Here is a 25,850-nt window from a genome sequence, read left to right as displayed (position 1 = left end):
ACTGCCTGATCGAAGCGCGCCCGGTTCTCACTGGGCGCGCTGTCGTGTCCTTTCGCCATCGCGGGGAACTCGCGACGAAATCGCGACGCCGCCGGTCAGGCGCCGCTGCCCCTGAGCCGTTCGTTGCGCCGGCGCAGGCCTTCCAGGGTGGCGAGGAGGATGACCGAGACCGTCGTCAGAATCACCGCCGCCGCCGTGATGGTCGGGCTGATGTTCTCGCGGATGCCGCTGAACATCTCGCGCGGCAGGGTGCGCTGCTCGGGGCCTGCCATGAACAGCACGATCACGACCTCGTCGAAGCTGGTCGCGAATGCGAACAGCGCACCCGACGCCAGGCCCGGCAGGATCAGCGGCAGGATCACGCGGCGGAACGCCTGAAGCGGCGAGGCGCCGAGCGAGGCGGCGGCGCGTGCCAGATTGGTGTCGAAGCTCTGCAGCGTCGCACCGACCGTGATCACCACGAAGGGCGTCGCCAGCGCGGTATGGGCCAGGATCAGGCCGAGATAGCTGCCGGTCAGCCCGATCGGCGCGAAGAAGAAGTAGAGGCCGACCGCGGTGATGACCCCCGGCACGACCACCGGCGACAGCACGAAAGCCAGCACGAGCGGCTTGAACCGGCTCTTCCACTGCGACAGCCCCAGCGCGGCCGTCGTGCCAAGGACCATGGACAGCGCCGTCGAGGCGACGCTGTTCTTCAGCGAGTTCATCCAGCGCGGCGAACTGATGAAATCGTCGTACCAGCGCAAGGAGAGGCCCGGCAGCGGATAGGTGAGGTACGAGCCCGAGCTGAAGGACAGCGGCATGATCGCCAGGATCGGCGCGATCAGGAAGACGAACACCAGCGTGGAGACGATGATCGTCGCGGTCCACGCGATGCGCTGGCTGGGCGTGCGGAGGGAGGGGCTATCGCTCAATTCTTCATGCCTCCCGTGACCTGCTGTCCCTGTACCAGCTTGCCGTAAAGGAGGGCGAGCAGAACGGTGGCCAGCAGCAGCACCGCACCCAGAGCCGAAGCAAGGCCCCAATTGGCCGTCTCGGTCGTGTAGAGCGCAATGAAGTAGCTGATCATCTGGTCGGCGGCACCGCCGACGAGCGCCGGCGTGATGTAGTAGCCGAGCGCCAGGATGAAGACGAGCAGGCTTCCCGCGCCGATACCGGGCAGGGTCTGAGGCAGGTAGATGCGCAGGAAGGCCGTGGCCGGCGGCGCACCGAGCGAGGCCGCGGCACGCATGTAGGCAGGCGAGATCGCCTTCATGCTGCTGTACAGCGGCAGGATCATGAACGGCAACAGAACGTGGGTCATAGCCACGCAGACGCCGAAGCGGTTGTAGATCAGGCGCAGCGGCTCGTCGACGATGCCGAGCCACAGCAGGCTGTCGTTCACGACTCCCTTGCTCTGCAACAGGACGATCCAGGCGCAGGTGCGGACCAGAAGGGACGTCCAGAACGGCAGCAGGACGAAGATCATCAGCAGATTCGACCGGGCCGGCGGTAGCGTCGCCAGGAGGTAAGCGACCGGGAAACCGAGGACCAGGCAGAGTACCGTGACGCTGAGGCTGATGATGAAGGTGCGGGCAAACAGGCTGCGATAGATGGCCTGGTCCGGCGGGGCCGCGACGATTGCGCCGTCCACGCTCCGCGTCAGGTCGAGCGCCGCCAGCAGGTGGAAGCTGGTCAGTGGACCGCCGGCGCCCTTGATCGTCGTCCAGGTGGTGCGTTCGCGCCAGGCGGGGTTGATCCTGCCCAGCGTCTCCTTGGCCGTCCCCCGCTCCGGCTCCGCCTTCAGATTGCGGGCCGTGCCGGTCAGGATCGTGCGGAAGCCGTTCAGCGCGTAGTTCAGCCGCTTGGCTGCGATGGCGATGGTGCCGGAGGCGCGCGCCGCCAGGATGTCGCTTGCCAGCGCAGCGTAGGCGTTTTCGTCCGGCAGGTCCTTGCCGTCCCAGTCGGCGAGAGCGGCGATCGTTTGCGGCAGAACCTGACGGACCTCGCGGTCGTCGACCGCACGCCACAGCATGCCGGCGATCGGGCCTGCGAAGGTGAAGAGCAGGAAGACGAGAAGCGGTGCTACCAGCGCCAACGCCTTGACCTGGTGTGTCCGCTCGGCGCGCTTCAATCGGCGCCTGAGCGGCACCCCGGTCGACGCATCGGCGCCGGTCAGAAGCGCATCCGTCATTGATCGAGCCTCTTTCGCCGGCATTTCCTCGGCCTTTCAGGCAGGCCAACCGCATATCGCCCTTTGCAGCGGACTGAGCACGCGCCTCGTCCTTCGAGACGACCGCTGAGCCTGTCATCGGGCCGCGCTTCGCGCGGACCCGGTGGCGGTCTCCTCAGGATGAGGCTCCTCGACATCGGTGCCTGTAGAGTCGCTGCCACAGACTCAGACCTCATCCTGAGGGCCCGCCGTAGGCGGGCGTCTCGAAGGATGCGCCGCGGGCGAGCTATCCACCACGCTTTTCCCTCTGCGTGCCCTCACGCCAGTTAGGTCGCGCTACTTCGCCGCCCATTTGTTGAAGCGCTCGGTCAGGCGGTCGATGTTCTCGAGCCAGAAGGCAACGTTGATCTCGACCGCGTTCTTGATGTTGTCAGGCGCAGTCGGCAGATCCTTCAGGACGGCGGCTGGGAGCCGTCCGGCTGCATCCTTGTTCGACGTGCCATAGGCAATGTTCTCCGACAGTTTTGACTGGTTCTCCGCCTTGCCGACGAAGTCCAGGAACTTGTAGGCCGCGTCCTTGTTCGGGCTCCCCTTCAGGATGACCCAGCTGTCGAGGGTGAACAGCGCTCCGTCCCACACCATGCCGAAATTCTTCTTCTCGTTCTTGTTCGCGGTGTCGATGCGGCCGTTGTAGACCGAGGTCATCGCGACCTCGCCGGAGGCGAGCAATTGCGGCGGCTGGGCGCCGGCCTTCCACCACACGATGTCGCCCTTGATGGTGTCCAGCTTCTTGAAGGCGCGATCGATGCCTTCGTCGGTCGCCAGCACCTTGTAGACGTCCTTCGGCGCGACGCCGTCGGCCATGAGGGCGATTTCGAGCGTGGTCTTCGGGCCCTGACGCAAGGCGCGCTTGCCCGGAATCTTCTTGGTATCGAAGAAGTCGGCCCAGCCGCCGGGGGCCTGCTTCAGCTTGTCCTTGTCGTAGCCGAGGACGAAATCGTAGAGGATGGCGCCGACGCCGCAGGGGTTGACCGATGGCGGGATATAGGCGGCCTCGCCGCCGATCTTGGAATAATCCAGCTTCTCGAACAGGCCTTCCTCGCAGTCGACCGCCAGCTCGTCGCTCTCGACCTGGACGACGTCCCAGGTCGCGGCACCCCCCTGCACCTTGGCGCGCAACACGCCGACGCCGCCGTCCCAGGACTCGTCGTTCATGGGAATCCCGGAAGCCTTCTTGAACGGCTCGAAATAGACCTTCTTCTGCGCATCCTGATACGCGCCGCCCCACGACACGACGGTGAGGTCGCGTGCTTGCGCAACCGTCGCCAGCGCAGCGCTGGCGCTCAGTGCCGCGGCCAGGCCCAGAGCCATCTTGCCAATCTTGCGCTTCAGCATGGTCTTTGTTCCTTCTTCATGTGAGTTGCATTGAGGTTGATCGCTGCAGATCCGTTCACGTGGATCAGGCGGGATCGAGGGCCAGGCAGTCCTCCGGGCGGAACGTGATGAAGACGTCTTCGCCAGGTCTCAGGCTGCCAGGTCTTAGGCTGCCAGGACTTGGGCTGTCATGTCTCAGGCTGTCATGCGCGCCCGGCTGGAGCTTGACCATGAACTCGCCGTTGCCGGCGACGTCGAGCACGGCCAGCGCGTGGTCGCCGAGATAGATGGTGTTCTGCACCCTTGCCGGCAGCCGGTTCGGTCCTTCGCCGGAGGTGCCATCCAGGACGATGGCGACGCGTTCCGGCCGCACCGACAGGGAAGTCGATGCGCCCGCGCCTGCGACATTGATCGCCCGCGCGGTCACGGTGCCGCCAGCAGTCAGCGCGACGCGGCAATAGCCCTTGTCGACCGCTTCGACGGTGCCGGGGAGCACGTTGTTCTCGCCGATGAAGTGAGCGACGAAACTGTTCACCGGATGCTCATACAGCGCATCGGGCCTGTCGATCTGTTGCACGATGCCGTCGTTGAACACGGCGATGCGGTCCGACATCGTGAGCGCTTCACTCTGATCGTGGGTGACGTAGACGATCGTGATGCCCGTGGTCTCGTGCAGTTGCTTGATCTCCAGCTGCATCTGCTCCCGCAGGCGCTTGTCGAGGGCGCCAAGGGGCTCGTCCATCAGCACGAGTTGCGGATTGAAGACCAGCGCGCGGGCCAGCGCCACGCGCTGCTGCTGGCCGCCGGAGAGCTGACCCGGCCGCCGGTGCGCCAGGCTTTCCATCTTGATCATGCGCAACGCCGCCCTCACGCGCTCCTGCACTTCCGCCTTGTTCGTCTTGCGAACGGACAGCGGGAAGGCGATGTTCTCCGCGATCGTCAGGTGCGGAAACAGGGCGTAGTTCTGGAACACCATGCCGATGTCGCGCTTGTGCGGCGGCACGTTCTTGATCGGGCGGTCCGCGAGATAGATCTCGCCATGGGTCGGCACCTCGAAGCCGGCCAGCATCATCAGCGTCGTCGTCTTGCCCGAGCCCGACGGGCCGAGCAGGGTGATGAACTCGCCCTTCCTGATGTCGAGATCGAGGTTCTTCACCACGAGATGCTCGCCATCATAGGTCTTCTGAATGCCGGAAAAGCGTACCAGTGCCGGCGCAGGTGTGACCATGCCGGCTTCCATGTCGTCCTCTCGCTATCAGCTACGGTGCTGCCACGACCTCGTCCGAGGTTGCGAGGAACAGCTTAGCATTCTCGGGCGAGAATGCCAGCGGCGGGTGCGTCGCAGGCGCGTGCGGGTCCGGAGCGAAGGCGCGCTACATTCCCGACAGCTTCGTCACGAACACGTTCAGCGAGCCGCCGGCTTCCGCGACGACGCGGAGGGTCTTGGAATCGAAGGCGATGTCGGCGAGAGTCAGGCTGTCGATCTTGGCCTCGACCTTGAGGCCGTCCTCGCTCTTCTGGTAGTCGGCGATTGCGGCCCGCGATCTTCTTGCGAGCGTTCGCAGCGATCGGCTTCAGATCGAGCGTTGCCCTCTGCAACAGCGCCTGCTGCAGCTGCGGCACGACCGCGCGCGCGGCGGCGCCCAAGAGGCCGAAGGCGGCCTCGGATTCCACCGCGAGCTCGATGTCGGCGAGCCGTAGCGTCTGCCGCGCCTGGTCGAGCATCGGCCGGCCCCAGATGTGCACCGTCGCCTCGGCGCCGAGCCCGAACCAGCTCTTCTTCTCCTTGGCGCGCACCAGAAGCGAGATCAGCAGCCGGTCGCCCGAAGGGGTCACGTTGGCGCTCTTGACGGTGACGTCGACCGGGCCGGAGCCGTCCTCGGGATAGGTGCGGCCGACCATCTGCGCTGCGATCAGCTTGTTGATCTCGGTGAAAGGTACGTCGATCGGCACGCCGATGCTCACCCCAGTGCCGGTCGGCGGCACGATCGAAATCTTGTCGGGAAATGGACACTCCGGCTTGGTCGCCGTCGAGGTGACACGTGTCTCGGCCTCGAGGCCGAGCAGCAGCGTCACGGCCTGCGCATCGACGCGCGGCTGCGCCGCGATCGCGCGCACCGGCTTCATCTCGAGCCAGAGCGGCGGCAGCGCGGCCGAGGAGCCCGAGCCCTGCAGCGGAATCGAGCGGCACGCCTTGGCCCATTGCACCCTGGCGTTCTCTCGCAGCGAAGGATCGTTGCGGATGCGTTCGGCGACCGCGTTGATCTGCTCGCCGACCGTCTTGTCGATCAGCGGCTTCACCTGCGCCGGCACGTTGACCTTGGCGCCGGCGACCGCGAGATTGGTGTCGCCGAGATTGACCTGGGCGCCGAGATTGGGCTCCAGATGCCAGGCGGCCGCGAGCTTCGGGCGCGAGGTGACGACCACGTTGCCCTTGATCTCGGCGCTGGCGTTCAGGTTCTTGATGTTGACGGCGCCGATCCGTTTCGCCGCGTCACCGCCGAGCACGCTGCCGAGCGCGTCGCCGAGCGCGCCCGTGGGCTTTCGACGACAGCGACCCCGTCACGTTCAGCTTGCCGCTGAGCGGCGTCGAGATCGTCAGCACGTCCTTGTCGCCGGCAGCCGCCATCGGGCCGCGCGCCGCGGACCAGCCGATATCGGCGTTCTCCAGGATTTGCGAGATCGGGTTGTCGGCCTTGCCGGCGAAATTGCGCGGCGCGGCCTTCTCGGCCTGCTCGCGGATCGCAGATAGCGCGATGGCGACCGGCGCGATGACGATGGAGCTCTTCGACGCCGGCGGCAGCGGCGGCAGTTGTGCGACCGGCGGCGCCGAGTTCGTCGCGTGCGGCGACAGCAAGTCCATCGCCTTCAGGCTGATGAAGAACGAAGCCGCGAGCACTGCGAGGCCGATCAGGCTGGTCTTCAGATTCAACGTCGGTCGCATCAATCCCCCAAGCAGCCCCGGCGGGATTCTACAGGGCGGGCGAAGAGGGCGCTAGAGCGCACCGGTGGGGTGGAATTGGGGCGAACAGGTTAACGGCCTCGAACGCGCCGTTACCAGGCGTTCAGGCATTGCGGGCGAGGCTAGCCGCGCCGAGGACGGCGGATCGCCCTCACATTGCCGCGATTGCCGCCGCCGCAGAAGAAGCGGTCGGCGCCGTCGGATTCCAACCCCGACACCACCGTCCCGGCGGGCAGGTCGAGCTGCTCCAGTACCTTGCCCGTTTCAGGGTCGATCCGCCGCACATCGCTCTCCTCGCCCTCCCAGGTGCCGTGCCAGAGCTCGCCGTCGACCCAGGTCACCCCGGTCACGAAACGCTTGCTCTCGATGGTGCGGAGGACTTTTCCCGTTTCGGGATCGACCTGATGGATCTTGCGCTCGCGATATTGTCCGACCCAGAGGGAGCCCTCGGCCCAGGCAAGACCGGAATCGCCGCCGCCGCCGGGCGCCGGAATGGTGCCGAGCACCTTGCCCGAAGCGGCATCAATTTTCTGGATGCGATCCTCGGCGATCTGGAACAGGTGCCGGCCGTCGAACGCCGTTCCCGCATGCGCGGCGACGTCGATCGAGCGCGCGATCTGGCCGCTGGCCGGATCGACGGCGTTCAACCTGTCGCCGGATGCGAACCAGACGTGCCTGCCGTCATAGGTGACGCCATGCACGGCCTCGACGCCTGGAAAGGGCCCATACTCGGTGACGATCTCGGCGGCTGAACGTTTCATGTGCTCGATCCCTGTGCTGCGCGCATCCTACGTCTTCAGGAGCGGGGTGGGGAGTAACAAGCCTGTCGGGAAACCCGGAACGGGCGGCGTCATCCAGCGGCGCGCCCGTCCGTGTCCGAAGCACTGCACCTTCTGCGACCGCGCCAGCTCGTCGAGCGCCCGCTGCACGGTGCGCGGACTGATCCCAAGCGCAACTGCGAGCGCCGAGCTCGACCATGGCTCGCCGTCGGCGAGAAAGGCCAGCACGGCCGCGTGCTTCTCCTCGAGGGGCCGAGCCAGCACGAGGACGTCGCGCGTCTTCCGCGGCGTCAGCACGAAGCCCGGCTTCGTCGCGCTGATCTCGGCCAGTGGCTTCAGCTTGGTGCGGAGCCGTCCGATCTCGACGCGCAATCGCGCGCGGTGCGACTCATCGGCGTGCCTTGCGTGAAAGGCGCCCGATATCAATGCCTCTCGCGAGACATCCGCAGGCCATGCCTGCGCCAGCAGGCGAGCGAGCGCGAACAGCACCGGCCGCGTTCCGAGCGGCACGACGACGCCTTGCCTGCGCACGACATGATGGAAGGTGTCCACGACGAGCGCCGTCGAGGTCGCCAGTCTTTCGACCTCTCCGAGCAACAACGGGTGTTCGCTGCCGCGCGCGATCAGGCGCGCTGCCGGCGTGTCGAGCATGAGGCTCACGCTGTCGACCTCGGCCAGGAGCGCCGGGATTTTGGCCAGCCGCGCTGCGTGAGCCGCGCGGCTGAGTGCCGTGCGCGCCACTTTCGTTCTGAGCCGCCTGATCGCGATGCCGGCGACCACGAGCTCGCGGACGACCTGGGAGGCGGGCGGGAGCGGCGCAGGACGGACCTCGGCCAGCGTGCGCTCGGCCTCGTCGAGGCGCCCGACCAGTAGGAAGCGGCGCGCCTCGATATGGCCCGCATGGGCGGCATTGGCGAGATCGCCATGGATTTCGAGCGTCGCGCGTGCCGCCGCGAGGGTCTTCACCGGCCAGCTCAGATCGCGCGAGACCAGCGCGATCTCGGCTTCGGCCACCACGCATCTTGCGCGTGCCACCGCCTCGCGCGGACCGAAGGTGCGCGCGGCGCTTCGCAGCAGCGACTTGGCCTTGGCGAGATCGCCGAGCTGCGCCATCGCGATGCCGCGCAGCGCGAGCGACGGCGCATCGTTGCGCAACGCAACGCGGTTCAGCGCGCCGAGCGGATCGCCGGCTTCGAGCGCGCGCGCCGCGGCGGTGATCAGCGACTCCATGTCAATCCCGCCACACTTGTTACTCCCACCGCGCAGCCGTCCGGTGCCAGAAATCGCTGACGGCCGACAATGTGCGGCGAGGGACGATCGGTTCCGCGACCGTCAAGGTGCGGCGGAGCTTCGCCCAGGCAAGGGAATTGGAGGACCATGATGAGTTCAGCAGACAACGCAGCGACCAACGGAAAGACCGCCATGCAGACACCGCCGGTGGTGTCGCCGCAGGATTGGGAGGCGGCCCGTCAGCAACTGCTCGTGAAGGAAAAGGCGCATACCCGTGCCCGCGATGCCCTGGCCGCCGAGCGGCGTCGCATGCCGTGGATGGCGGTGGACAAAACCTATGCGTTCGAGGGGCCCGGCGGCAAGCTCAGCCTGAGCGACCTGTTCCAGCGCCGGCGGCAGCTGATCGTCTACCGCGCGTTCTTCGAGCCCGGCGTGCTCGGCTGGCCCGATCATGCCTGCCGCGGCTGCTCCATGGTGGCGGACCAGGTCGCCCATGTCTCGCACCTCAACGCCCGCGACACCACGCTGGTCTTCGCCTCGCGCGCGCCGCAGGCCGACATCGTCAGGCTGAAGAAGCGGATGGGCTGGACCATGCCGTGGGTCACCATCACCGACAGCTTCGATGCCGATTTCGGCGTCGGCGAATGGCACGGAACGAACGTGTTCTACCGCGACGGGATGCGGATCTTCCGCACCTATTTCGTCAAGAGCCGGGGCGACGAGCAGATGGGCGGCACCTGGAACTATCTCGACATCACGGCGCTCGGCCGCCAGGAGGTGTGGGAGGACTCGCCGGAGGGCTATCCGCAGACGCCGACCTACAAATGGTGGAACTGGCACGACAGCTACACCGAAGGCGCCGAGCCCGACAAGAAATGGGTCGAGATCTCGGACGCCGGCGAGAAGGCCTTTCGCGAGGAGGCCGCGGGGAAACGGAAATGACCGGTCCGGTCAGCGCGGTCCCCGGCGCCGGCCACGACGGCGCCGCGACCGCGCGCCACCTCGCCCGATGGCTCGCTCTGGCGGCCACGCCGACCTTCGCGATCATGGCGCTGCTGACCGCCGTGCTCGCCGGCGGTCCGGGAGACGTGCTCTGCTCCGCCGGATCCGGTTCCGCGCTGGGCGGAATGGTGCCGATGTATCTGTTGATGAGCGCGTTTCACGCATCGGCGTGGCTGCGGCTGATTGCGGAGCGAAGGCGCGCCGCGCGTCGGTAGGTGCGGATGACTCCGGCATAAACAAAAAGCCCCGCCGCGCCGGGGCCGCATCGTCACGAGCCTTGTTCGCCGAAGTGCAAGGCCATCAGGATCTCATCGTAGTATCGGCCGTCCTGCTTCAGCGCCTTCACCTCGCGACCGTAATCGACAAAGCCGGCGGTGGCGTAGAGGCGCAAGGGGGCCTCGCTCTCGCTGACGACTGCGAGTTGCAGCTGATCTCGTGGTAGAGCGTGGCGTCGGCAGGCGTCAGCAGTTTGATCATGGCCAGGACAGATGTGCCAGCGGCAGGGGCGCGTCGGCCTTGAGAGTCTGGATCGCGATGCTGCTGCGGACCTCTCGCACAATCGGCAGGTTCAGCAGCTTGTCAACCAGGAAGCGCTGATAGTCCTCGAGCTCGGGCACGACGATTTCGAGCAGGTAATCGGCCTCACCGGCGACGAGATGGCAGGCAACGACCTCGGGCATGGCGACGACGGTCCTCTCGAAGCTCAACGCCTGGTCGTTGGCGTGGCCGCTGATCTTGACGCCGAGAAAGGCCGAGAAGCCGAGCCCGAGACGGCCACGCCGCAAGGAGGCGCGATAGCCGTCGATATATCCCTCCTGCTCCAGTCGCCGCACGCGCCGCAGGCAGGGCGATGGCGACAAGCCGACCCGGTCCGCCAGCTCGATATTGCTCAGTCGTGCATTGGTCTGGAGTTCGGTGACGATGCGCCGGTCGATCGCATCCAGCTCGCATTTTGGCATGAACCGCATCCCATTTGATCAAGAAGGGCACGATGTTGCGCCCGAGCCGTCGAGATTAGCCCAGTTCGCAAGGACATGCCTCGGCTTTCCATGGGATGGAGTGCTCCGATCCTGCCACGAATGGAGTGAACCATGACCGAAGGCCCGACTCTCGCGCCCCTGCTGGAGGCTGTCGACCGTTACTTCACGCTGATGTACGACAATGACGTTTCGCAGTTCGACCGCGTTTTTGCGCCGACTGCGCAGCTCCATGGAATTCGCGACGCGGAATTGCGGATACTGCCGGTTCGCGACTACAGAACCCTGCTGGTGTCGACCCCTTCGCCAGAATCCAAGGATGCACCGCGGCTTCAGGAAGTATTGCTGATCGACGTGGTGTCGCCGGCGCAAGCGCTCGTGAAGGTCCGGGTTCGGATCGATGTGCTCCAGTACGTCGACTATCTGGCGTACCACCGCATCAATGATACTTGGTTGATCACGGCGAAATCGTTCCACATCGAGCGACGGTATGAGCCGACGGGCACCTAGACTGGCGCTGCAGCGGTTCCTATTGGCTGCCGGTCGATTGCAGATACGCAAACACCTTGCCCGCTTCCTCCGCCGAGACGCCGCCATAGGGCTGCATCTTGTGGCCGGACACGACCTCGTCCGGCTTGACCATGAAGCGGGTGAGCTTGTCCTGGTCCCAGGCGAAGCCCGCTTCCTTCATCGACGAGGAGTAGTTGTAGTCCGGCAGCGAGCCGGCCTTGCGTCCGACGATCTTGTTGAGGTTGGGACCGAGCCGATTGTCGCCCTCCTTCATGGAGTGGCAGGTGCGGCAGGCGTTGTTGAAGGCCTGCTGGCCGGTATCGTCACTCGCGGGTTGCTGCGCGAGCGAGAAGGGCGCGGACAAGAGCAGCGTCAGTGCCCCGGCGCCGATCGCGTGCACCCACGCTTTTGACGAAGGTTGCAGGCGTGGTTGCATTTGCGCCTCCATCGGGGATCGCGCCGCAACAGGCGCGTCGGGATGTCGAGGGCAAACAAAGACAGCCCCGGCCGGTTCCGGGGCCGCTTGCGTCACAATGTCCGGTGCTCAGCGCGTCGCAGTGCCGAGCTCGGCCCTGCGTTCGGTCATCGGCAGCACGATCACCTTGGTGCCGATATTGACGCGGGAATAGAGGTCGGTGACGTCCTCGTTGGTCATGCGGATGCAGCCGGAGGAAACGTGCTTGCCGATGGTCTCGGGCGCGTTGGTGCCGTGGATGCGGTAGATTGTGCTGCCGAGATACATGGCGCGGGCCCCTAACGGGTTGCCGGGGCCGCCGGCCATGTGGCGCGGCAGATAGGGCTGGCGGGCGATCATCTGGGGCGGCGGGGTCCAGTCCGGCCATTCCGCCTTCCGGCTCACCGACTGGATGCCGGACCAGGTGAAGCCGTCGCGGCCGACGCCAATGCCGTAGCGCAGCGCCTGGCCGTTGCCGAGCACGTAATAGAGATAGGTGTTGGGCGTATCGATGATGATGGTGCCCGGCGCCTCGCGCGTCGCATAGGAAACGGTCTGGCGGCGGAAACGGGCCGGCGTCTCGACCGTGTCCTGATCTTCCGACGGCGCAGCCTGGTAAGGCGTTGCCTGATAGGGTTGATAGGGCTGGATCGGCTGCGGCGCGGCCATCGGCGGCAGCGGCTGGAAGAGAGGGAAAAGCTGCGCGGGCGCGGCGTTGGCTGCGCCTGTGAATGCCATTGCGGAGATTGCGGCTGCACCGAAGGCAACGGCGCGCGAAAACGTCTTGAACGTATCCAGATTGATCATTGGTCGCCCCTGTTTGCTCGGTGTTTCTGCTCACCGCGGCACCGTTTCGGTGCTCCGTTGCCTCAAGTCCTAACGGCGAAACGTTTCGGGACATTTGCGCGGAAAACCGAAAACGGTTTCGTCGCGGAAAGGATTGTTTCATGACGGTTTCGTGGCTCCGTGAGCCCGTTAACGAACAAAACAGCACGCCGACACTTCTGTGACGTCACACGCCTGAAATATCCTTCGTTGATGGTCGTTGCCTGAGAATCATCAAACTCTCGGAATTTCCCCATGCGGGTATTAATCGCGACTGACGCCTGGCATCCGCAGGTCAACGGTGTGGTGCGGACGCTGACCTCGCTGGCGAACGCGGCCAAGGCCCTCGAGGTCGAGATCGACTTCCTCACGCCGGACGGCTTTCCGTCCTGGCCGCTGCCGACCTATCCGGGCCTGCGCATCGCGCTGCCGAGCGCCAAGGAGATCGCAAGGCGGATCGAGCGGGCGCCGCCGGACGCGCTGCACATCGCGACCGAGGGGCCGATCGGCTGGGCGGCGCGGGCCTATTGCCGCCGCAACCGGCTCGCCTTCACCACCTCCTACACGACGCGCTTTCCGGAATATGTCGCGGTGCGGACCGGCATACCGGCCGCCGTCGGCTATGCCGTGCTGCGCCACTTCCACGATGCCGCCGCCATGACGATGGTGGCGACGCCCTCGCTGCGGCAGGAGCTCTCCGAGCGCGGCTTCAAGCGGCTCGGCTTCTGGACGCGCGGCGTCGACACCGAACTGTTCCATCCCGATTCTCCGGCGAGGCTCGACCTGCCGCGGCCGATCTTCATGACCATGGGCCGCGTGGCGGTGGAGAAGAATCTCGAAGCGTTCCTCTCGCTCGATCTGCCCGGCACCAAGGTCGTGGTCGGCGACGGCCCGCAGAAGGCGGCGCTCGAAAAGAAGTACCCGGACGCGGTCTTCCTCGGCGAGAAGAAGGGCGCGGATCTGACCGCGCATCTCGCCGCTGCCGACGTCTTCGTGTTTCCGAGCCTGACCGACACCTTCGGCGTGGTGCAGCTCGAGGCGCTCGCCTGCGGCACGCCGGTTGCGGCGTTTCCGGTGACGGGACCGAAGGACGTCATCGCCGATCACCCGATCGGCGCGATCGACCACGATCTGCGCACCGCGTGCCTGCGCGCGCTCACCATGTCGCGCGAGACCTGCCGCAATTTCGCGCTGGAGCGCTCCTGGGAGAACAGCGCGCGCCAGTTCGTCGGCAATCTCACCTCTCTTCAGCCCAGCCGCGTCTTGCGTGCCTCGCCTCGCATGGCGCGGCGGCCGGTGCGCAGCTGATCGTCACTTCGAACCACAGCGAGAACCTCATCGATGGCTAAGATCATGAACCTTGACGGCACGCAGCAGCTCGACCTCACCCGTGGCACGGTCGAGCAGGCCTATGACCGCTGGGCGCCCGTCTACGACCTCGTGTTCGGCGGCGTGTTCGCCAAGGGGCGGCAGGCCGCGATCGCGGCCACCAACAAGATCGGCGGCCGCGTGCTCGAAGTCGGCGTCGGCACCGGCATCTCGCTGCCGCTCTATGCCCCCAACGTTCGCATCTTCGGCACCGACATTTCGGAAGCGATGCTGGACAAGGCGCGCCGCCGGGTGAAGGAGCAGAAGCTGAAGAACGTCGAGGGCCTCGCGGTGATGGACGCCGAGAAGCTCGAATTCCCGGACAATTCCTTCGACGTCGTGATGGCGCAATATGTCGTCACCGCCGTGCCGAACCCGGAGAAGGCGCTCGACGAATTCGCCCGCGTGCTGCGACCGGGCGGCGAGCTGATCATCCTGACCCGCGTCAGCGCCGACGCGGGCATGCGCCGCTTCATCGAGCAGAAGCTCCAGCCGGTGGTGCGTCCGCTCGGCTTCCGTACCGCCGAGTTTGCCTGGTCGCGCTATGCCAAGTGGCTCTCCGGTGCGAACGGCATCGAGCTCGCCGAGCGACGCCTGATCCCGCCGCTCGGTCATTTCTCGCTGGTGCGCTTCCGCAAGGTCGACGTCGCCAAGGCGGCGTAACTGCCACTCCTCATGGTGAGGAGGCGCATAGCGCCGTCTCGAACCAATGAAGGCCTCGGTGCTGCAGCCGGGCCTTCATCCTTCGAGACGCACGTTCCGCGCTCCCAGCGATAACGGCAGCGCCGTTACGCAGGGGATGAGGAGAGAGTGTGAACCGTGCGTCATCGCGCCGCTGCACATCGTCACATGACAAAATGATGATGTCACACGGCCTACATCGAATCCCTGTAATCCCGTACCCGAAAGCATTTTGGGGGAGAGCATGATCAAGAATTATCTCGAGCAGCTGCGGATCCAGCGCTGGGACGACCATCGCTACTATCACCACAGCCGCATCAATCAGAGCCTGCACTTCGTCAGCGCGCTGAGCTTCCTGTTCGCCTATGTCTGGCTGTTCATCGACCCCGTGGTCTCGGCGCTGGTCGGCTGGCTGATCTCGATGACCTCGCGTCAGGCCGGCCACTTCTTCTTCGAGCCGCACGATTACGATCACATCAACCAGGCGACGCACGAATACAAGGAAGAGATCAAGGTCGGCTACAACCTTCAGCGCAAGGTGGTGCTGATGGCGATCTGGGCGCTGTCGCCGCTGGTCCTGTTCGTCGATCCGACGCTGTTCGGCCTGTTCACGCCCTGGGCGAGCGCGACCGACTTCATGCGCCAGGTCGCCAAGATCTGGCTGGTGATCGGCGGCGGCGGCCTTCTGTTCCGAACCGTGCATCTGTTCTTCATTCGCGACGTCGAGACCGGTCTTGTCTGGATGACCAAGATCCTGACCGACCCCTTCCACGATCTGATGCTCTATCGCAGCGCTCCGCTCGCCCTCATGCGCGGCGAGCTGATGGACCCCGGCCTGCACCTCAACCCCGAGCACACGCTGGGCCTGATCGGCGAGCCCACGCTCGAAGAGCAGCACGCCTGAGCCGCTGGTCTTACCAAGCACTTCGATGTCTCATGGTTACGTCATGCCCGGGCTTGTCCCGGGCATCCACGTCTTGGAGCTACCTCGTGGAGACGCGTGGATGGCCGGGACAAGGCCGGCCATGACGGCGTTCGTGGAACCGGCCTCAGCGCCCGAAGCGCTTCGCCAGCATCTCTTTCAGGATCTGCCGCTTGATGTTCTTGTTGGTGAGCACGCCGTCGTGCCACCAGAAGCCGTCGGCCTTCATCTTTTCGGCGGCGCGGACGAACCGTTCGGCGACCTCGGTGAAGTCGGCGTCGGTGTAGTTGAGACTGAAGATCAGCCGGCCGGTGCCGACCCAGCTCAGCGCCAGGCCCTCGGCGCGCAGGTAATATTGCAGCATCCAGTTGTAGCGGGACGGCGTGGTGTATTTCACCGTCCAGATCGAGGAGAAGTTGGCGAACCGCACCGGCAGCTCGGCGCTCTCCATCATCCGGTTGAGCTCTTGGACGCGGCCGTTCCAGGTTTCCTCGAGGCCGTCATAGACCGCGCGGAAGTTCGGGCTGGCGAGGCGGCTCAGGAACTCGTCCATCGCCGTCATGACGTAGGGGTGGGAGTTGAAAGTGCCGCGGGCGAAGCAGATGTCGGCGGGCCGATCGTCGCGGAAGCGGCGCATCAATTCCTTCTTGCCGCAGACCACGCCGACCGGCAGGCCGCCGGCGAGGCTCTTGCCGTAGGTGACCATGTCGGCGCGCACGCCGAAATACTCCTGGGCGCCGCCGGCGGCGAGGCGGAAGCCGACGAAGACTTCGTCGAAGATCAAGACGATGCCGCGTTCGGTGCAGACCTCGCGCAGCTTCTTAAGCCACTCCGTGTAGGCGGCCCGATCGAAATTGCCGCCGCGCGAGGAATCGACCAGCGAGGAATCGCCGGGCGCGTTGGCGTTGGGATGCAGACCTTGGAGCGGATTGACCAGCACGCAGGCGATGTCCTTGCGCGTCTTCAGCACGTGCAGCGTCTTCTCCGACATCTCGGCGAGGGTGTAGGTCTCGTGCGCGGGGATGGGATTGCCGACGCCGGGCTGCACGTCGCCCCACCAGCCGTGATAGGCGCCGGCGAAGCGGACCAGATGGGTGCGCTTGGTGTGGTAGCGCGCCAGCCGCACCGCCTGCATCACGGCTTCGGTGCCGGACATGTGGAACGAAACTTCGTCGAGGCCCGAGATCCGGCAGAGCCGGGTCACGTTGTCGAGGATGACGGGGTGGTAGGGGCCGAGCACCGGTCCGAGCGCATGCGCCCGCTTCTCGGCGCCCTCAATGCATTCCTTGTAGAAGTCGTTGCCGAAGATGTTGACGCCGTACGAGCCGGTGGAGATCGTAAGAGGTGTTGCCGTCGACGTCGGTGACTGTGACGCCGCGCGAGGACTCCACGAAGGTCGAGGTGCCCAGGTGCTCGCGGACGAGACGCGAGAACTGGAACGGCACGCGGTAGCTCTCGGTGAAGTTCAGGTCGGAGATCTTCTCCGCCGCCTCCTTCGTCATCGCGCGGCCCTTCGGGTAGCGCTCGGCGTAGAGGCGGGCGAGACGGAAGAAGCCGTCCTTGCGTTGCGCGGCGATGTTCGCGGGCGCACCGTCGCAGGAGAAATAGTCGTTCTCTCCGTACTCGTAGAACGGCAGCAGCCGCGCTACCCGGCGCGACATCTTGGAATGCCCGGCGAGCGACCGGTGCTTGGCGCGGGAGAGTTCGATGCGCGCCTTGAGCTTCGGGAAGGCGGCGGCAGCGGACGCTGCGGCGGCCACGGACATCGAGAGAATCGGGAGTGTCGTTTCCATGACAACAAGCGCTAACCCTGCGAGCTGACAGATTCATGACAGTCAAAGCCCTCATTGCCTCTTTCACCCAGCAGGAAGACCTCAACTTCCTGTTGACCAACCGCATCCCCCGCGCGGCCCTGACCCGCTTCATGGGCTGGTTCTCCAAGATCGAGAATCCGCTCGTCCGCGACTTCTCGATCGCGCTGTGGAAGCTGTTCTCGGACCTCGATCTGTCGGAGGCGCGCAAGACGCATTTCAAGAGCCTGCACGACTGCTTCACCCGGGAGCTGAAGCCGGGCCTGCGGCCGTTTGATCCGGATCCGGCGGTGGTGGCGAGTCCCTCTGACGGAATCGTCGGCGCCCACGGCAAGATCGCCGACACCGAGCTGTTTCAGGTCAAGGGTGCGCCCTATTCGCTGCTCGACCTGCTCGGCGATTCCGCGCTGGTCGACCAGCACCGCAACGGCTCCTTCGTCACGCTGCGGCTGACGTCGAGCATGTATCACCGCTTCCACGCGCCTTATGACGCCCATATCGAACGCGTCACGCTGATCCATGGCGACGTCTGGAACGTCAACCCGATCGCGCTCAAGCGCGTCGAGCGTCTCTTCTGCAAGAACGAGCGCGCGGTGATCCGCACCCACCTCTCCACCGGCGAAGCGGTGACGCTGGTGCCCGTTGCGGCGATCCTGGTGGCGAGCATCCGGTTGCACTTCCTCGACATCGTGCTGAACGCGCAGACGAAGGGGCCAGTCAATTTCCCCTGTGACGTCAACGTGGCCAAGGGCGAGGAACTCGGCTGGTTCGAGCACGGCTCGACCATCATCATCCTGGCTCCCGGCGATTTCAACTTCTGCGACGGCATCGCCGAGGGCTCGCGCATTCGTGCGGGTCAAGCGCTCTTGAGGAGAAAGTAGCCTTCAATCTGCCGTCCCCGCTGGCTATATCGTCCGTCGGGGACGACGATTTTTGGATGTGTGAGCGATGGCGCGGGCGCCGGTCTTGGCCGCGGGGGGTATTGTGCTGCGGCGTGGTTCGGCGCCGCTGATCGCGGTCGTGCGCCAGCGCAAGCGCAACGAATGGGTCCTCCCCAAGGGCAAGCTCGACGACGGCGAGACGCCGAAGGAAGCCGCGCGCCGCGAGGTGCTGGAGGAGACCGGCCACGACGTCGCCGTGCACGAATTTCTGGGCACCCTCGTTTATCAGTCCGGCGGGCGCTTCAAGGTCGTGCATTTCTGGCGGATGGAAGCTGACGGCGGACCGGTCCGCAAGCTGATGAACGACATCAAGGCGGTCGACTGGCTGACGCTGGACGATGCGATTGCCCGCCTGTCGCGCGAATATGAGCGCGCGTTCCTCAATCAGGTCGGCCCGATCGCGCTTGCGGCGGCGGGGCTTCCATCGTCGCCGCCACCCGAGCCGGCGCAAGCGGCCGATGACATCGATACCGCCTTGCAGACGCTGACTCCGGCCGAGGCGGCGTCCGTCGACGAGCTGCGCCACGGTTTGCTGCAGAAGGTGAAAGCGCGGCTGCGCGGCGAGGCGTGAGACCTGTTCACGCCGCTCTGCCGCGCTCGCAATGACGCAGGGGCGGCGCCGTCACCGCCGCTCTTTCCTTTCCTTCGGAGAAGGCGCCGGTCCTCGTGGCGGTGTGAGGCGCCGCATGGCGGGGAGGCGCTGCTGGAATCCACCGGGGCGCTGCATGCCTGGCTGTTGAGCCGCGGCCGGCTGGCCCGGCTGCGGCGGCACGATTCCGCCGGGCTGGGGTTGCATCTGTCCACCGCGCTGCGGCCGGGTTTGCGGCGCGGCGCCCGGCTGCGTTGCTTCTCCGCGGCGCGGTGCGCCTGTCGGGCGACCTGCGCCTTGCTGCTGGCCCTGCTGTCCCTGGCCTGCGCGCCGGCCACCCGGCTGCACGGCGCCGCCCTGTCCCTGCCGCTGCGGCGGCTGCGCGCCATGCCGGTCAGGCGTACCCGGCTGCTGCCGACCCGGACGGACGTTCTGGCCGGGCTGGCCGTTCGGTCGCTGTTGTCCCGGGGACGTATTCGGCCGCAATTGCTGCTGCTGCGGCTGGACCGGTCGCGGAATGCGGCTGAGCGCGCCCGGATTGGCGCGGCGGAAGTCGCGCTGCTCGGTGACGATCTGCCGGCCCGTGGTTTGTGCCAGATGCACCTGGCCGACGAAGCCGCGGTCGCGCGCGATCTGCTGCGCGGGAATCGTGATCGGTATCGCGGCAAAGCGCATGACACCGCCGGCGCCGCGTGCGTCGGGCCGGATCGCAAAGCCGCTGGACGCCTGCGTCAGCGCGCCGAGCCGCGTGCCGCTGCTGCGGTCGTCGACGTCGATGTGGCCGACCCGGCCGTCGGCGTCGGGATAGAGCTTGATGTTGACGTTGCTGGCCCTGCTCGCCGCCGCGCCTTCCGGCACCTCGACGACGCCGGTGGTGCCGCGGATGCCGAGCGTTGCCGTCGGCGTGGTGATCTTCATGTCGCCGGTCTTCGCCACCGCTGCCGCCACGAAGGCAACCGTGCCCTTGCCGACGTCGAAGATCGCCGAATTCTGCCTGCCGCCGTCCTCGTAGACGTAATTGTCGATCGTGATTTTGGCGCCGGCCGAGAGATTGAACGTGGTGGCGTCGTTGAAGGTGATGCCGAGCGAAGAGTTTGACGAGGTCTGCACCACGTCGTTGAGATAGATGTCGTCGCGCACGCGCAGCGGATAGGAGTTCTTGTCGCGGATCACGGTCGCGATCCCCGTCACCGTCGCGACGTTGCCGATCGGCTCGACGGCGGCGGGCTGTGCGTCTGCAGCGGGTGTCGGTGAGGCCGACGGCGTCGGGGAGGGGCCGGGTATCGGCTGTGCTTGTGCAAGCTCCACGGTGTCGGACGCACGAGCGACGCTGCCGCCTGCCAGCGGCAAGGCCAGCAGGGCAAGCGCGAACGCGAAGCGGCGCCAAGCCACCAATGAAGTCACGCGGAGGTCCCAGTGAAGAGAGCGAGGCGAGAGCTGTGGATTTCAGCCGGGCGCAGCTGAATGGCGGATGAACACGGGGCGGGCGGGAGCTGCGAACGTTCGGACGCCACGCCATGCTGGCGGTTGGGACTGAGGCATCTCCACAACGTCGTGGCCGGGCTTCCCGGCCATCCACGTCCTTGAAGCGCGGGTCCAAGAACGTGCATGCCCGGGACAGGCCCGGGCATGACAAACTGTATGCTGAGCGACGTGGCGCGCGCCGCGCGTCAGCTCACGCGCTTCCAGGTCTGGCCGCCGCAGAACATGCCACCGAAGGCGCAGCCCTGCACGCGCATCGCGTTCGGACCCTTCATGGCGATCGTGGAATCGTAGTTGCGGCCGGAGTCGGGATCGTGGATGCGGCCGCTCCACTTCGAGCCGTCGGGCCTCATGTTGATCAGGATGCGCGCATTGGTCTTCTCGGCGTAACCGCAGAGATTGGCGCCGCACTGCTCGACGCGGACATTGCCCTTGTTGCCTTCGGTCGCCCACAGGCCGATCGGCGTGACCGGAGCGGGGGCAGCGGCGACCGGCGCCGGTGCCGCCGCGGCGTTGAAACCAACCGACGGCGCTTCGGCAACATTGGTCGCCGGCGCGGCCGGCGCTGTGACCGTGGGCGCGGCGGGCGCGGTCGGCTGGACCTCTGTCGGCGGTGCCGGCTGCCGAGCGGTCGGCGCCGGCGCCCCCTGCGCCGTCGTCGTCGCGCCGGACGTCGTGTCGTCATCATCGTCCTCGGAGCCGAAATTATTGAAATCGAGGTTGTTCAGCGTGATCGGCTTCTTGGACAGGCCTGGCGCGACGATCGTGACGCAGTTCAGCGAGCTGCAATTCTTCGGCGCCTGGATCTGGATCTTCTGTCCTTCGATCTGGAAGGTGATCACGTTGCCGGCATGCGCCACGGCGGTGGATGCGAGCAACAGCGCGGTGGCGGCGAAATAGAGCTTCTTCATGAGACCTCCAAAGATGCAGCCTTGAGCGGGTATGGTCTATGTCGCTAAGCCAGCGAGCGTGGTTCGACCCTAGGCCGCAAGCCTCGCTCCCTCTGTGACTGAAGTCACGGCCGCCGGCCCGCGCAGCGCGAAGTGTCGGGCGGCTCGCGGTCGTAACAGCGTCTCGCTGCTTGCTCGGTCTTGCGGAGAAAGCCATCCAGACCGGCAAGCGCCGTGACCCAGAGCAATAACAACTCGTTATCGGGAGTAGTGAATCCGTGCCACGCGTTCTTGGGAATAAATATCGTTGCGGCTTTCTCAATTGGGCAACTGACATCCATCATTCGCGTCAGATGTGTCGACGCTGTCCGCTTCTCGCCCATTTGCAACCGCCTCGACTTCTGGACACCCTGTAGCCCTTCGATTAAGTTGATCGCTCCGGCTTCTGAATTGATCGCTCTGCCTTCCTGCGCAGCCGGCCGTCACTGACGCGCTCCTCCGTCCACGACGAACAAGGGGTCACGCATGGTGGAAGACGTTCCCGAGCTGGAGTATCGCTCGCCGCGTGAAGTCGAGCGGGAGCCAAAGAGGCCGCTCGAGACGCAGAGCGTCCCCATGATTCGAGAACTCAAGGATCACCCGAGCGCCAAGGCGTTTCCGGCGAACGACAGGCTCCAAGTCGCCGCTCCGGATACGGTCGTGGCCGACAGGGTGTTGCGGTCGGGGACGACCGGGCACAACGGGTTCAGGAATTTCGTGTTTGCATACGCGAGAGGGTTGCCGGCGCGCGTATGCGCCGTGGTGCCGGACGGCACGACCGAGTTCACCCGCGCGCTCATCTTCTTCCATCCGCTGCCCACACCACGGGCCGGATACGACGACGGACAGTACGCGGCCCAGACCGGCGGCTGGCACAACATCTACCGCTACTGCGAGCAGCAGGGCGCCCAGCTCGCCGCGTCGAACAAGAAGATCGTGCTCATCATGCCGATCTTCAACCTCGCGTCGACGGAAACGTGCGGCGTGTTTCCCGACAAGTGGAAGGATTTGATCGAGTTGATCCTGAGGCATATCCGCGACCAGCGTTTTCCGGGACGGAAAGGCGAGGATATGGACCTCAAGGAGGTGATTACGGCGAGCTACAGCGCAGGCGTCCACTACATGAGCACGTTCCTGAACCAAGCCAAGGACCTCAAGTCCGCTCTGAAAGAGGTGTGGGACTATGACGGCCGCTTCTCGACGAGTAGGGACAAGAGTGAGGGACTGCGCTCTTTCGCCCCGAAGGTGTTGACCTACGACCAGCGGCCGGTGAAGCTGAACCAGGTCGTGCAGGAATTCCGCCTCAACAAGGGGATCCACATTCCGCTGCCGCGGTGGCAGGACCTCGGCAAGTCGTCGAGCTTCCTCGACGTTGCCGACCCCAACGTCGCAGCGGTCCCGGGTGCATCGCTGTTCGTCCACGGCGCCATGCCGCGGTACCTGATGTTTCACTCGCTGAAGCTCGGTTGGATAGCACTCGGCTCAGGCTGGCATTCACACACGCTTTAGAGCCTCGGCGGCCTGATGGCAGGCTGTGATGCGGTCGGTGAACGCTTCTAGATCATGCCGAGGACGATAGCGCCGACGAAGGCCATGGCGAGGTAGGCGGTGATAACGCCCAGTCTGCCGGCGAACGTCATGAGGTCGCTCCCGATGGTCGCGCACCCTGCCGCGACCATCATGGTTAACAGAAAGTCTCCTCGCGAAAAAGGCAGTCTCGCTGTCGCTCATCGTCGGCAGCCGACAGCGCGCGCGGCCGCCATGGTTAAGGAAGGCTGAAATCAACGTGTTGAAGAGTCTTTAAGTAAATTCACCGAACGTGCGTGCATGACGCGCGGAGTTCGTTTGTATCTCGTCGGCTCCATCGTCCTTGTTTCGCTAGCGGGTTGCGGTCGCGGCTTCTTCCAGGCCGAACGCGAACCGTGGCGGGCCGAGGCGGAAGCCGCATGCCTGAAATCGGGCGCGGTGAAGGAGAGTGCGGACATCGTCCGCATCGACCCGATTTCCGGCCCCGGCCAGTGCGGCGCCGAGTTTCCACTCAAGGTCGCAGCGATCGGCGAAGCCTCCAGCACCTATGGCTTTGCCGACGAGCCATTGCGTCCGCCGGGGAGCATCGGCAACCAGCCGCGCTGGCCCGTGACACAACCGCAATCGAACTATCCGCAGGGTCAGAACTACCCGGCCTCCTCCTATCCGCCGCGGTCGAACTATCCCGAGAGCGCGACGCGCCAGCCGTCCGGCTATGGGGCCTCGACCGGGCCGATGTCGCTGAACGCGCCCGGCGTGGCGCCGCAGGAGGACGAGATCGATCTGCCGCCCGAAGGCACCGATGCCGCCGGGGCTGCGCGCTACATGAATGCGCCGAGCTATCCGGCACGGCCGGCGCCTTACTCGCAGGCGCCCGCGCAGCAGCCACTGCCGCGCCTTGGTCCGGCGCAGGGCAATCCCGTCACCGCGGTCGGGCCCGTCGCGATCAAGCCGACGGCGACGCTGGCCTGCCCGATCGTGTCCGAGCTCGACCGCTGGCTCGCCGACACGGTGCAGCCCTCGGCGATGCGCTGGTTCGGCGTCCGCGTCGCCGAGATCAAGCAGATCTCCGCCTATTCGTGCCGCGGCATGAACGGCAACTCGCGGGCCCACATCTCCGAGCACGCCTTCGGCAACGCGCTCGACATTTCCGCCTTCGTGCTCGCCGACGGCCGTCGCGTCACCGTGAAGGACGGCTGGCGCGGCATGCCGGAGGAACAGGGTTTCCTGCGCGACGTGCAATCGGGAGCGTGTGCGCATTTCACCACCGTGCTCGCGCCTGGCTCGAACGTCTTTCACTACGATCACATTCACGTCGACCTGATGCGCCGTGCCAGCCGCCGCCTGATCTGTCAACCTGCCGCCGCGTCCGGAGAGGAGGTCGCCGCGCGCGCGCAGTCGCGCAGGCCCTATGCCAATGCGCGCGATCCCTCCGTCACCGGCTCGCTGGGTGCGCGCAAGAGCATGGCGCGCAAGCACGAAGAAGACGAGTACGTCGACGAGTAGCCTTCCTTTGTAGTCCGGATGAGCGCAGCGATATCCGGAGCAGTTTTCCCGCATGTCGCTGCGCTCATGCGGGCTACGATCTCGCTACGAGGCCGGCTTCGACGGTGCAGGGGCCAGCCCCATGCACACCTGCACCTCACTTGGAACGTTGTAGGTGCGCATGATGTGGCGGCTGTCGCGCAAGCCGGACGCCTCACGTTGGACGACGAACATCCAAAGCGCGTGCCCGGCTTCCAGCACCAGCTTGCGCCTGGCCGATTGCATTGAGGCCGGCACCTCCGAGGGTGCGTGGGCGGCGTCGAATTCGCGCAAGCGCGCGAGACTCTGTTCGAGTGCGCGGCCCATCCGTCCAAGCGCCGAGGCCTGTTCCTGGACGATCTCGTAGTGGAGGATGTCGACCGGCGGGCGAAGATCACGAGACATGGCCGCAATATAATGCCGCCCGGTCCGTATCCGCAACGCGCTGCTACTTCGTCTTGTACGCCGCCAGGAACATCCGCGTTGCGCTGTCGACCACCTCGGTCATGCGCTGTTCCGAGGGCGCGGGCGCGGCCTGGAAGACGAAGGGCAGGAACAGCGAGGCCTTGCAGAGCTCCATGAACTGCGAGGCGGCAAGATCGCAATCGTCGATATCGAGATCGCCCGCGGCGACGCGGGCCTTGAGATAACCGGAAAGGCGGTTGATGGACTTGTCGAGCACGCGCCCATAGTAACGGCGGCCGACATCGGGCATGCGTTCGGCGATCGCCATCACGGTGCGGATCGCCGATCCGCCACCGGGCCGGCAGACCAGGTGAAGGTAGGCGAGGCCAAACTCCTTCAGCGTGGTCTTGGCATCACGGGCGGGATCGAAACTGAACACGACCTGGCCGTGCTGGAGCGCTTCCTGCTCGAGGATGGCTTCGAACAGCGCGGATTTATCGGCGAAGTAGACGTAGAGCGTGCCCTTCGAGACCTGAGCCGCGCGCGCGATCTCGCCCATGCTGGCGCCATCGAAACCGAGATCCATGAACACTTTGCGGGCGCCGTCGAGGATCTGGCGGCGCTTGGAGCTGTCCTCTTCATGGACAACCTGCGGATGTTCGTTGGCAACTACAACCATTGGTTTAGAGTCTCGAAAAGTTTTTGGACCGGAACAGGTCCCTGAAACCCGAATAAAGCCTTCGAGGTCGTATGGTCTGTCCGCGAAGCTTGTTTATATTGACCGAACGGTTCGGTCAATGGTACTTGGGATCAGCGAGAGGGAAGGCTGCGCAGCGGCCGCCCTCGATCGCACATATTTGGGGGAGGCCTTTATGGCCGTATCGAGAGACCAGACTGCTCGCGTCCTTCGCCAGGACGCGGTGGAGGAGCAGTCGGGCGATGATGCTGCGTCCGAGACAGCTGCACCCCATGCCGAGCAGCTACGCGCTCATGTGGCCGACGAAGCGAAACGTCCGACCCCGGAGGCGCCAAAGCCCGTGACCGACAAGCCGGCCGTGCCCGCGCCAGGCGCACCCGCCGCCGGTGCGCCCAAATCCGGCAAGCGCAAGTTCGTCCTGATGGGCGTCGGCCTGGTCCTCGCGCTCGCGGCCGCGAGCTACGCCGGCTATTACACGCTGGTCGGCCGCTTCTATATTTCCACCGACGACGCCTATGTCCGCGCCAACAACACCATGCTCGGCGCGCGCGTTGCCGGCCACATTGCCGCGATCCTCGCCGGCGACAACACGCCGGTGCGTGCCGGCGACATCGTCTTCCGCATCGACGACGGCGACTACAAGATCGCGGTCGAAGCCGCCGCGACCAAGATCGCGACCCAGCAGGCGAGCTATGGCTGATTTTGGGTG

General features: G+C 65.7%; 26 protein-coding genes and 3 pseudogenes. 11 read left to right on the top strand and 18 right to left on the bottom strand.

Translation table 11 applies throughout. The features are described from left to right. Positions 1–95 precede the first annotated feature (95 nt). The 7 genes and pseudogenes from ABIF91_RS04485 to ABIF91_RS04455 all read right to left on the bottom strand — a co-directional run bounded on the left by ABIF91_RS04485 (position 96) and on the right by ABIF91_RS04455 (position 8,497). A complete protein-coding gene (locus ABIF91_RS04485; RefSeq protein WP_028178069.1) occupies positions 96–914 on the bottom strand; it encodes an ABC transporter permease in 819 nt (272 codons plus the stop codon). Next, positions 911–2,173 carry an ABC transporter permease gene (locus tag ABIF91_RS04480; RefSeq protein WP_028178070.1) on the bottom strand — a complete coding sequence of 421 codons (1,263 nt, stop codon included), beginning with the start codon at positions 2,171–2,173 and terminating at the stop codon, positions 911–913. Before ABIF91_RS04480 ends, ABIF91_RS04485 begins: the two co-directional genes overlap by 4 nt. Positions 2,174–2,488: 315 nt before the next feature. Continuing rightward, positions 2,489–3,547, bottom strand: a complete 1,059-nt coding sequence (locus ABIF91_RS04475; protein WP_028178071.1) for an ABC transporter substrate-binding protein — start codon at positions 3,545–3,547, stop codon at positions 2,489–2,491. A 64-nt stretch (positions 3,548–3,611) separates the two neighbouring features. Further along, entirely contained in the window at positions 3,612–4,766 is a 1,155-nt protein-coding gene (locus tag ABIF91_RS04470) for an ABC transporter ATP-binding protein (protein ID WP_028178072.1), read from the bottom strand. A gap of 133 nt (positions 4,767–4,899) precedes the next feature. Then, positions 4,900–6,470 (bottom strand): annotated as a pseudogene (locus ABIF91_RS04465) (DUF4403 family protein). Positions 6,471–6,610: 140 nt separating this feature from the next. Continuing rightward, a complete protein-coding gene (locus ABIF91_RS04460; protein WP_028178074.1) occupies positions 6,611–7,249 on the bottom strand; it encodes a PQQ-binding-like beta-propeller repeat protein in 639 nt (212 codons plus the stop codon). A 27-nt stretch (positions 7,250–7,276) separates the two neighbouring features. Then, positions 7,277–8,497, bottom strand: a complete 1,221-nt coding sequence (locus ABIF91_RS04455) for a hypothetical protein (protein WP_028178075.1) — start codon at positions 8,495–8,497, stop codon at positions 7,277–7,279. Between the two features lie 147 nt (positions 8,498–8,644). Here ABIF91_RS04455 and ABIF91_RS04450 point away from each other — a divergent pair, with 147 nt between their 5' ends. Both ABIF91_RS04450 and ABIF91_RS04445 read left to right on the top strand, forming a co-directional pair. Beyond that, positions 8,645–9,439: a DUF899 domain-containing protein gene (locus ABIF91_RS04450; protein ID WP_028178076.1), complete on the top strand. Its 795-nt coding sequence runs from the start codon at positions 8,645–8,647 to the stop codon at positions 9,437–9,439. Beyond that, the gene (locus ABIF91_RS04445) at positions 9,436–9,714 is read left to right on the top strand and encodes a hypothetical protein (protein WP_028178077.1); all 279 of its coding nucleotides are present in this window, start codon (positions 9,436–9,438) and stop codon (positions 9,712–9,714) included. Before ABIF91_RS04450 ends, ABIF91_RS04445 begins: the two co-directional genes overlap by 4 nt. 53 nt (positions 9,715–9,767) lie before the next feature. Here the strand turns inward: ABIF91_RS04445 and ABIF91_RS04440 are convergent, their stop codons facing one another. Beyond that, a complete protein-coding gene (locus tag ABIF91_RS04440) occupies positions 9,768–9,890 on the bottom strand; it encodes a hypothetical protein (protein WP_283805392.1) in 123 nt (40 codons plus the stop codon). An 82-nt stretch (positions 9,891–9,972) separates the two neighbouring features. Next, positions 9,973–10,458, bottom strand: a complete 486-nt coding sequence (locus ABIF91_RS04435; RefSeq protein WP_028178078.1) for an Lrp/AsnC family transcriptional regulator — start codon at positions 10,456–10,458, stop codon at positions 9,973–9,975. A gap of 132 nt (positions 10,459–10,590) precedes the next feature. Here ABIF91_RS04435 and ABIF91_RS04430 point away from each other — a divergent pair, with 132 nt between their 5' ends. Beyond that, complete coding sequence (locus ABIF91_RS04430) at positions 10,591–10,986, top strand: nuclear transport factor 2 family protein (protein WP_028178079.1); 396 nt, start codon at positions 10,591–10,593, stop codon at positions 10,984–10,986. Between the two features lie 19 nt (positions 10,987–11,005). On the opposite strand, the gene ABIF91_RS04425 is transcribed toward ABIF91_RS04430, so the two are convergent. Further along, positions 11,006–11,434 (bottom strand): c-type cytochrome, encoded by a 429-nt coding sequence (locus ABIF91_RS04425; RefSeq protein WP_028178080.1) that lies wholly within the window; start codon positions 11,432–11,434, stop codon positions 11,006–11,008. Positions 11,435–11,530: 96 nt separating this feature from the next. Beyond that, complete coding sequence (locus tag ABIF91_RS04420; protein WP_028178081.1) at positions 11,531–12,247, bottom strand: L,D-transpeptidase; 717 nt, start codon at positions 12,245–12,247, stop codon at positions 11,531–11,533. Between the two features lie 273 nt (positions 12,248–12,520). Here ABIF91_RS04420 and ABIF91_RS04415 point away from each other — a divergent pair, with 273 nt between their 5' ends. The 3 genes from ABIF91_RS04415 (at position 12,521) to ABIF91_RS04405 (ending at position 15,218) form a co-directional block, all read left to right on the top strand. Beyond that, complete coding sequence (locus tag ABIF91_RS04415; RefSeq protein ID WP_424578773.1) at positions 12,521–13,573, top strand: glycosyltransferase family 4 protein; 1,053 nt, start codon at positions 12,521–12,523, stop codon at positions 13,571–13,573. Between the two features lie 33 nt (positions 13,574–13,606). After that, positions 13,607–14,296, top strand: coding sequence for a class I SAM-dependent methyltransferase (locus ABIF91_RS04410; protein WP_028178083.1), 690 nt, complete (start codon positions 13,607–13,609; stop codon positions 14,294–14,296). A 262-nt stretch (positions 14,297–14,558) separates the two neighbouring features. Then, entirely contained in the window at positions 14,559–15,218 is a 660-nt protein-coding gene (locus ABIF91_RS04405; RefSeq protein WP_028178084.1) for a hypothetical protein, read from the top strand. Between the two features lie 145 nt (positions 15,219–15,363). Here the strand turns inward: ABIF91_RS04405 and ABIF91_RS04400 are convergent. Further along, positions 15,364–17,029, bottom strand: a pseudogene (locus tag ABIF91_RS04400) (aminotransferase class III-fold pyridoxal phosphate-dependent enzyme). Positions 17,030–17,064: 35 nt separating this feature from the next. Here ABIF91_RS04400 and asd point away from each other — a divergent pair. Both asd and ABIF91_RS04390 read left to right on the top strand, forming a co-directional pair. After that, positions 17,065–17,928, top strand: a complete 864-nt coding sequence (asd, locus tag ABIF91_RS04395; RefSeq protein WP_028178086.1) for an archaetidylserine decarboxylase — start codon at positions 17,065–17,067, stop codon at positions 17,926–17,928. Between the two features lie 67 nt (positions 17,929–17,995). After that, positions 17,996–18,559: an NUDIX hydrolase gene (locus tag ABIF91_RS04390; RefSeq protein WP_028178087.1), complete on the top strand. Its 564-nt coding sequence runs from the start codon at positions 17,996–17,998 to the stop codon at positions 18,557–18,559. A 51-nt stretch (positions 18,560–18,610) separates the two neighbouring features. Here ABIF91_RS04390 and ABIF91_RS04385 read toward each other — a convergent pair whose 3' ends face one another. From ABIF91_RS04385 to ABIF91_RS04375, 3 genes are all read right to left on the bottom strand, one after another. After that, positions 18,611–19,972, bottom strand: a complete 1,362-nt coding sequence (locus ABIF91_RS04385) for a FecR family protein (RefSeq protein ID WP_035717620.1) — start codon at positions 19,970–19,972, stop codon at positions 18,611–18,613. A gap of 275 nt (positions 19,973–20,247) precedes the next feature. Beyond that, the gene (locus ABIF91_RS04380; protein ID WP_028178089.1) at positions 20,248–20,970 is read right to left on the bottom strand and encodes a DUF2147 domain-containing protein; all 723 of its coding nucleotides are present in this window, start codon (positions 20,968–20,970) and stop codon (positions 20,248–20,250) included. Between the two features lie 104 nt (positions 20,971–21,074). Next, entirely contained in the window at positions 21,075–21,332 is a 258-nt protein-coding gene (locus tag ABIF91_RS04375; RefSeq protein ID WP_284281859.1) for a hypothetical protein, read from the bottom strand. A gap of 142 nt (positions 21,333–21,474) precedes the next feature. Between ABIF91_RS04375 and ABIF91_RS04370 the strand changes: the two genes are divergently transcribed. Further along, a complete protein-coding gene (locus ABIF91_RS04370) occupies positions 21,475–22,497 on the top strand; it encodes a hypothetical protein (RefSeq protein ID WP_424578772.1) in 1,023 nt (340 codons plus the stop codon). A 47-nt stretch (positions 22,498–22,544) separates the two neighbouring features. Here the strand turns inward: ABIF91_RS04370 and ABIF91_RS04365 are convergent, their stop codons facing one another. Then, positions 22,545–22,670: a hypothetical protein gene (locus tag ABIF91_RS04365; RefSeq protein ID WP_283805393.1), complete on the bottom strand. Its 126-nt coding sequence runs from the start codon at positions 22,668–22,670 to the stop codon at positions 22,545–22,547. Between the two features lie 145 nt (positions 22,671–22,815). Here ABIF91_RS04365 and ABIF91_RS04360 point away from each other — a divergent pair, with 145 nt between their 5' ends. Continuing rightward, positions 22,816–24,021 carry an extensin family protein gene (locus ABIF91_RS04360; protein WP_028178091.1) on the top strand — a complete coding sequence of 402 codons (1,206 nt, stop codon included), beginning with the start codon at positions 22,816–22,818 and terminating at the stop codon, positions 24,019–24,021. Between the two features lie 84 nt (positions 24,022–24,105). Here ABIF91_RS04360 and ABIF91_RS04355 read toward each other — a convergent pair whose 3' ends face one another. Next, positions 24,106–24,444 carry a DUF6665 family protein gene (locus tag ABIF91_RS04355; RefSeq protein WP_028178092.1) on the bottom strand — a complete coding sequence of 113 codons (339 nt, stop codon included), beginning with the start codon at positions 24,442–24,444 and terminating at the stop codon, positions 24,106–24,108. 43 nt (positions 24,445–24,487) lie between these two features. Next, positions 24,488–25,123: a TetR/AcrR family transcriptional regulator gene (locus tag ABIF91_RS04350; RefSeq protein WP_028178093.1), complete on the bottom strand. Its 636-nt coding sequence runs from the start codon at positions 25,121–25,123 to the stop codon at positions 24,488–24,490. 193 nt (positions 25,124–25,316) lie between these two features. On the opposite strand from ABIF91_RS04350, the pseudogene ABIF91_RS04345 reads away from it, so the two are divergent. Next, positions 25,317–25,832, top strand: a pseudogene (locus ABIF91_RS04345) (biotin/lipoyl-binding protein); the annotation flags it as partial. Between the last annotated feature and the right edge of the window lie 18 nt (positions 25,833–25,850).

Origin of the sequence: Bradyrhizobium sp. USDA 241 (assembly GCF_049739505.1) — a bacterium.
Lineage (GTDB): Bacteria > Pseudomonadota > Alphaproteobacteria > Rhizobiales > Xanthobacteraceae > Bradyrhizobium > Bradyrhizobium liaoningense.
This window is presented reverse-complemented; position numbering and strand designations above follow the sequence as displayed.

Coding starts and splice junctions, on each gene's coding strand:
- ABIF91_RS04480 (WP_028178070.1), bottom strand. CDS start 2,173: ATGACGGATGCGCTTCTGACCGGCGCCGATGCGTCGACCGGGGTGCCG.
- ABIF91_RS04475 (WP_028178071.1), bottom strand. CDS start 3,547: ATGCTGAAGCGCAAGATTGGCAAGATGGCTCTGGGCCTGGCCGCGGCA.
- ABIF91_RS04470 (WP_028178072.1), bottom strand. CDS start 4,766: ATGGAAGCCGGCATGGTCACACCTGCGCCGGCACTGGTACGCTTTTCC.
- ABIF91_RS04460 (WP_028178074.1), bottom strand. CDS start 7,249: ATGAAACGTTCAGCCGCCGAGATCGTCACCGAGTATGGGCCCTTTCCA.
- ABIF91_RS04455 (WP_028178075.1), bottom strand. CDS start 8,497: ATGGAGTCGCTGATCACCGCCGCGGCGCGCGCGCTCGAAGCCGGCGAT.
- ABIF91_RS04450 (WP_028178076.1), top strand. CDS start 8,645: ATGATGAGTTCAGCAGACAACGCAGCGACCAACGGAAAGACCGCCATG.
- ABIF91_RS04445 (WP_028178077.1), top strand. CDS start 9,436: ATGACCGGTCCGGTCAGCGCGGTCCCCGGCGCCGGCCACGACGGCGCC.
- ABIF91_RS04435 (WP_028178078.1), bottom strand. CDS start 10,458: ATGCCAAAATGCGAGCTGGATGCGATCGACCGGCGCATCGTCACCGAA.
- ABIF91_RS04430 (WP_028178079.1), top strand. CDS start 10,591: ATGACCGAAGGCCCGACTCTCGCGCCCCTGCTGGAGGCTGTCGACCGT.
- ABIF91_RS04425 (WP_028178080.1), bottom strand. CDS start 11,434: ATGGAGGCGCAAATGCAACCACGCCTGCAACCTTCGTCAAAAGCGTGG.
- ABIF91_RS04420 (WP_028178081.1), bottom strand. CDS start 12,247: ATGATCAATCTGGATACGTTCAAGACGTTTTCGCGCGCCGTTGCCTTC.
- ABIF91_RS04415 (WP_424578773.1), top strand. CDS start 12,521: ATGCGGGTATTAATCGCGACTGACGCCTGGCATCCGCAGGTCAACGGT.
- ABIF91_RS04410 (WP_028178083.1), top strand. CDS start 13,607: ATGGCTAAGATCATGAACCTTGACGGCACGCAGCAGCTCGACCTCACC.
- ABIF91_RS04405 (WP_028178084.1), top strand. CDS start 14,559: ATGATCAAGAATTATCTCGAGCAGCTGCGGATCCAGCGCTGGGACGAC.
- asd (WP_028178086.1), top strand. CDS start 17,065: ATGACAGTCAAAGCCCTCATTGCCTCTTTCACCCAGCAGGAAGACCTC.
- ABIF91_RS04390 (WP_028178087.1), top strand. CDS start 17,996: ATGGCGCGGGCGCCGGTCTTGGCCGCGGGGGGTATTGTGCTGCGGCGT.
- ABIF91_RS04380 (WP_028178089.1), bottom strand. CDS start 20,970: ATGAAGAAGCTCTATTTCGCCGCCACCGCGCTGTTGCTCGCATCCACC.
- ABIF91_RS04375 (WP_284281859.1), bottom strand. CDS start 21,332: ATGGGCGAGAAGCGGACAGCGTCGACACATCTGACGCGAATGATGGAT.
- ABIF91_RS04370 (WP_424578772.1), top strand. CDS start 21,475: ATGGTGGAAGACGTTCCCGAGCTGGAGTATCGCTCGCCGCGTGAAGTC.
- ABIF91_RS04365 (WP_283805393.1), bottom strand. CDS start 22,670: ATGATGGTCGCGGCAGGGTGCGCGACCATCGGGAGCGACCTCATGACG.
- ABIF91_RS04360 (WP_028178091.1), top strand. CDS start 22,816: ATGACGCGCGGAGTTCGTTTGTATCTCGTCGGCTCCATCGTCCTTGTT.
- ABIF91_RS04355 (WP_028178092.1), bottom strand. CDS start 24,444: ATGTCTCGTGATCTTCGCCCGCCGGTCGACATCCTCCACTACGAGATC.
- ABIF91_RS04350 (WP_028178093.1), bottom strand. CDS start 25,123: ATGGTTGTAGTTGCCAACGAACATCCGCAGGTTGTCCATGAAGAGGAC.